We start from the raw sequence: 5338 nt of genomic DNA, 5'->3' as shown, positions 1-5338 counted from the left end.
CCGCGGGCGATCTGACGGCGGAAATAGGGGATCACGCTGCCGTTGCTCTCCAACACATTACCGAAACGGACAGCCACAAATCGCGTTGTACCTTCTCCATTAAACCCCTGACATATCATCTCGGCCGTCCTCTTGGTCGCCCCCATGACACTGGCCGGCCTGACGGCCTTGTCCGTGGATATCAAAATGAACCTCTGCACCCCCCTTTCACAACTCTTAGAGGCCAAATTCCATGTACCCAAGATGTTATTTTTAAGTGCCTCAAAGGGATGGGCCTCCATGATGGGGACATGCTTATACGCAGCTGCATGGAAGATGATTTCAGGGGTGTATTCCTTTAATACATAATCAAGCTTATCTTTATCCAAGATGTCGCCGATAACCGAAACTAATACTTTACCCTGGGGAAATCGTTCTCTTAAATCCAACTCAATCTCGTAGAGATTGTTTTCCCCCCTTTCAAAGAGGATGAGTTTGCGAGGGCCAAACCCCATGATCTGGCAACATAACTCTGAGCCAATGGACCCTCCCGCGCCAGTCACCATTATGATCTTGTCAGAGATAAATCTCTCAATCAGCCCGGTGTCCAGTTGAGCGGGCTCCCTTTTCAAAAGGTCCTCCACCTTCACTGGCCTGACATGAGTTATAGAGATAGAACCGCTGAGGATTCCCCCTACCCCCGGCACCGTCTTGCAGGAAACCCCTATGGATTGACAATGCTCCGTAATCTCCTTGATCCGCTTGCCTGAGATATTTTGAATGGCGATGATGACCTCTTTTACCCCCTTTTCTTCGACCACTGGTCCAAGGTTTGAGATCCTGCCCAAGACTTCCACTCCATGAATACGCCGTCCGATCTTGTCAGGATCATCGTCTAAAAGGCCCACTATCTCATAAGGTATATCCTTCTCTCGCTTGATGCTGCGCAGGATCATCTCCCCCACATCCCCTGCCCCAATGATTAAGACCTTGCGCCGTACTTCAGGACGTGCAGGAGTGATATAAATTTCCCTTAAGATGCGGTAAATAAACCTCGAACCCCCCAAAAAGACCAAGATTGTAAACCAATCTATCAGGAATACCGAACGGGGAAAGCCCTTGAAGTGAAAGACAAAGGCGATGCTGGAGATGAAAAGGAGGGTTCCTAAGGTAACGGCCTTGATGATGCGCAACAGGTCATCGACGCTCGCATAGCGTAAGACCCCACCATAGAGCCTGAAGAGGAAAAAGGAAGCTGCCCTAAAGAAGAGCAGAAGGGGCAAGGACTTAAAGATCAGGGGTAAGTATCCTTCGGGGATAGAGAAGTTAAACCGCAAAAAATAGGCCAAAAAATAAGAAAATATCGTCCAGAAAACATCATTTCCGAGGACCAAAATCCTCTTTTGTTTTCTCAAGAAGCTTAAATCTAGAGGAATTCCCTTCATTCTATTTCTCTCCCACACCCTTTACAAGAAAGACCGTAGTGGCATATTTAGGGGTCTTTATGCCGGGGATTTCGATCTGCTGGAGATCTCTGGGAGATACCATATCTAAAAAATTCGGGGAAAGACTTTCTACGGTCTTTTTGTTGATTATGAGGATGCTCGCCTCCTTCTTTCTGGCAAATCTTATGGTATCTTCATAAGACCCCTTGGGCAGGTGGATAAACTCCCCATCAGCATAAAAAGCAAGACGGCTGAACTCACCCTGCCCTATAATAACAGAATGGGCATAACCGTGGTCTTTCAGCCACAACCCGATCTCCTTGAGCTCCAATTTGTCCTTTCTGTTAGGTGCCCATGCCATAGAGAGCAGAGGGACGCAGATCATAAGGAGCAAAAGAGGGGTTGCCCAGCGAAGGGCCTGTTTCCTTAAAGGGAAATCCCTCCCCTTCATCCATAGAATCATCCGCTCTTTTATCTCCACAAACCCCACTCCACTCCAGATCAGGGAAGGGACCACCATGGGAAAGGGGTGTCTGGTAGATAAGTAATTGGAGGCGCTGAGATAAAGGAGAAAAATTGGTACAAATACTACGTAGATGGCAAAGAGAAGAAACTCATCCTGGCGATACCCTATCTGTCTCCTTTTTATCAGGCCAAAAAGGAAGAGGAGAAATAGGATATTGAATACTTTAACTGTCTTATACAAGATATGAGATGAGTAAATAACAAAACGATGATTTCGGGCCAACTGGAAAAGGTTTCTCCCCTGTAGAGAAAGATTCTCGTTTTCCACCTCTTTTTCTATTTTTTTAATTATTGAGTTACTGACGCTAATCGTAAAGTGATCTTTAACTGCTTGAAGTTGATCAAGATTCAACCTTCCTACTTTTTTGGAATAATACACTCCCAAGGGAGAGACAACAGCAGGGAAAAAGAGAAACAGAATGATCAATGCGGCTCCCATTCTTTTCAAGGAGAGTCCCCCTCCTACTCCCTGCCAAATAAGATAGAGGGAAAGGATAATTAGTAAAGGTAAACCTTCTGCGCGGAAGAGGGAGGAAAGATAGACGAAGACACTAGCCAGGGCAATAGAGACCATATTCCCATCCTTTGCACCTCTAAGCCCCCACCATAAGGCAGTAGTATAAAAAAAGACAAAGGGTATGTCCCTCAATACCTCTGCTGAATATTTCACTAGATTAGGGCTTATGATATAGAAGATTGCGCCCCATAGGGCAATTTTTTCATCAAATATCCGCCTGGCCAACAAATAGAGGGGGATTACCGTCAGGGCCCCACAGAGGACCGAGACCCATTGCCCGGCCAATGCCCAATCCCCGCATATTTTCTGAAAGGAAGCGATGAGCAAGGGGAAGAAACCATATGGATAAAGTTTAAATGCTGCAACATAGTCCCCGGTAGAATAAAGCTTGGCCAATTTAATATAGAAAATGGCATCGGTGGCGACGACAGGATTTTGAAGAATTGCTAACCACCTTACTACCAACGCCCCCAGAAAAAGGGACGTTAAGATAATCGGAAGTTCCCACTTTTTATCCACTACTAAGTACTGACTTTTCATACCCCAGATTTTACCAATCTTCCCAGATTATCACAAACGTAATCTATCTCTTTTTCATTAAGATTACCATAAAAGGGAAGGGCAATGGTCCTGGCCGCAATCTGTTCAGTCACAGAAAAATCGCCCTCCTGATAGCCGAACATCTTCCGGTAAAAAGGCTGGAGGTGGATGGGGCCAAAATAATTACTGCATTCTATGCCCCTTCCCCTCAATTCCTTTAAGATCTTATCACGGTCCCCCTGGGCAAAGTCATCATTAAGCCTGACAACATATACGAACCAGCTCTTTTTAACATCCGGCGAGGTGTAGGGGATTTCTATTCCATCGATCTCTTTCAATCTCTCATTGTAGAGCTGAGCTACCCACTCTCTCTTGCTCAGGAGCTCATCCACCCGTTCTAGCTGCGCAATCCCCAAGGCGCAATTGATATCGCTCAGCCGATAGTTATAACCTAGTCTCTCGTGTTCCAGCCACCCTCCTCCCTTGCTACGACCTTGGTTTCTCAAACTCCGACAAAGCTCGGCCATCTCCTCATCATGGATCAAAATAGCCCCCCCCTCGCCAGTGGTTATCTGCTTGTTGGGATAAAAAGCAAACACAGCCCCATCGCCAAAGGAACCTGCCCTTCTTCCCTTATATTCCGCCCCTAATGCCTCCGCCGAATCCTCGATCAACCTCAGGTTGTATCTCTCTGCTATTTCCCGAAGTCGATCCCAATCTGCCGGATAGCCAAAGACATCGACGGCCAGTATGGCCTTTGTATTATTGGTGATCTTCTCTTCTATGAGATCGGTATCAATATTCCATGCTTGGGGATCGATATCAACGAAAACGGGCCTGGCACTCTCGAACAAGATGCAATTGGCCGAGGCGACAAAACTGAAGGGGGTGGTGATCACCTCATCACCTTTCCCTATACCCAAGGCCTTGATAATTAAGTGCAGAGCAGAGGTTCCACTGTTCACTGCAACGGCATGTTTAACACCTGCATACTCGGCTAACCTCTCCTCGAACTCCCCCAGCTTTGGCCCCAGGCTCAAATGTGGGGTACGCAGGACCCTGACTACCGCCTCAATCTCCCTCTCAGTGATATCTGACCTAGCTAGAGGAATTTCCTTCATTATCTTTCTTCGTAACTTTAGTTTAGATATATTAACAATGGAAACTACTTTAAAGTTCCCCCCATTTTTTAATTGCCTTCGCCGGTATACCTACAGCTTTAACATCATTAGGAATGTCTTCAATTACAACAGTACCGGCACCGATGATAGAACCTTTGCCGATCTTTACATTTGAAATGACAATAGCTCCAATGCCAATATGGGTAAGTTCTCCTACTCTTACATTTCCTGCCAGATGTGTTCCGGGGGAGATATGCGCATAGTCTCCTATGATGCAGTCATGGTCTACCGTAGCTCCGGTATTAACGATTACATTCTCACCGATTCTGGCCCCAGGGTTAATCGCCACATTGGCCATAATCACCGTCCCTGAGCCTATAAAGACATCCTGCCCTATTTGAGCCGACGGGTGAACAGCGCGGATCAACCCATATCCCAAAGGCTTCACCATCTCCCAAAGCCTCTTGCGGGATCGGTTATCCCCAACAGCCAAGATCAATCTGTAGCTATGGTGAACATCCTCCTTGAGAACCTCGAATCCCCCTATAACGGGGTATCCACAAAAATCTTTTCCTTGCATCTGCGGGTTATCGTCAATGAGGCCAGCAATCTTGTGTTTGCCCTCCTTTTCTATGATATCAATGATTACCTTACCATGCCCACTGGCTCCATAGATCAAAACCATGTTACCCTTCATCTTCTTTTACACCCTCCGCCCTGGGAGCGGGGCCAGTAAAGTCGTCATTTACCCCACCCTTGCCATAGACCCCTTCCTTTGTAACCAAGACAATCCATAAGGTCTTAAGCATGATCCAGAGGTCAAGCCACAGAGACCAGTGATCGACATACCAAACATCATATCTGATCCGCTCCTCCCAGGTTAAAAGATTGCGCCCGTGAATAAGAGCCCAGCCGGTGATCCCCGGCTTTACCAAAAGCCGCCGGCGCTGAGTGTTGTTGTACTGATCGACCTGGTAGTTCAAAGTCGGCCTGGGTCCGACGATGCTCATCTCACCCTTGAGCACATTAATGAGCTGCGGCAGCTCGTCCAGACCCCACTCCCGCAGAAACCTTCCCACCCGGGTGATCCGGGGATCATCCTGCGCCACATTGAAACCGAGACCCTGGTTCACCGCCCCGACGACCATGGTGCGAAACTTCCAGGTCTTAAACAGCTTTCCCCCTTTGCCCGCCCGTTCTTGACGAAAAAA

Annotated in this window: 5 protein-coding genes; all 5 read right to left on the bottom strand. The window is 47.3% G+C overall.

Annotated features, from left to right (window positions below; genetic code table 11):
* Window positions 1–1424, bottom strand: a 1424-nt coding sequence (locus JRI46_12085; GenBank protein ID MBW2040303.1) for a polysaccharide biosynthesis protein, incomplete at its 3' end; no start/stop codon positions are given.
* A 1-nt stretch (window position 1425) separates the two neighbouring features.
* Window positions 1426–3006 carry a glycosyltransferase family 39 protein gene (locus JRI46_12080; GenBank protein MBW2040302.1) on the bottom strand — a complete coding sequence of 527 codons (1581 nt, stop codon included), beginning with the start codon at window positions 3004–3006 and terminating at the stop codon, window positions 1426–1428.
* Window positions 3003–4127: a DegT/DnrJ/EryC1/StrS family aminotransferase gene (locus tag JRI46_12075; GenBank protein ID MBW2040301.1), complete on the bottom strand. Its 1125-nt coding sequence runs from the start codon at window positions 4125–4127 to the stop codon at window positions 3003–3005. The genes JRI46_12080 and JRI46_12075 overlap by 4 nt, the downstream gene beginning before the upstream one ends.
* Window positions 4128–4176: 49 nt before the next feature.
* Window positions 4177–4812, bottom strand: a complete 636-nt coding sequence (locus JRI46_12070) for an acetyltransferase (protein MBW2040300.1) — start codon at window positions 4810–4812, stop codon at window positions 4177–4179.
* Between the two features lies 1 nt (window position 4813).
* A partial coding sequence (locus tag JRI46_12065; GenBank protein ID MBW2040299.1) for a sugar transferase occupies window positions 4814–5338 on the bottom strand: 525 nt, incomplete at its 5' end.

This window comes from Deltaproteobacteria bacterium (genome assembly GCA_019308925.1).
GTDB lineage: Bacteria > Desulfobacterota > B13-G15 > B13-G15 > RBG-16-54-18 > JAFDHG01.
The sequence above is the reverse complement of the archived record's forward strand: the minus strand, read 5'-3'. Positions and strand labels throughout refer to the sequence as shown.